Annotated in this window: 1 protein-coding gene; it reads left to right on the plus strand. The window is 45.8% G+C overall.

Annotated elements, in window-relative coordinates:
* On the plus strand, window positions 1-260 hold a 260-nt coding region (locus R0J87_RS21825), incomplete at both ends, for a DUF3581 family protein (RefSeq protein ID WP_498888923.1).

Consider the following 260-nt stretch of genomic DNA (forward strand, 5'->3'; position numbering starts at 1 on the left):
CTTATACATTTACCCGCGAACAAGCCAGCCATTTTGCCAAAAAAGTCGCTGGCGATTTCAACCCAATCCACGATGCCGATAACAAACGCTTTTGCGTTCCGGGTGATCTCCTCTTTTCTGTCATGCTGGCAAAAACAGGATTGAGCCAGAAAATGCGTGTGGAATTTGCAGGTATGATCACCGATGGCGTTGCCCTGGCTATCAACACAAAATCATCCAACGATTTGTCACTCGTCGATGAAAAAGGCAAAGAATACCTT

The organism is Halomonas sp. SIMBA_159, from assembly GCF_046536035.1.
Classification (GTDB): Bacteria; Pseudomonadota; Gammaproteobacteria; order Pseudomonadales; family Halomonadaceae; genus Vreelandella; species Vreelandella venusta_A.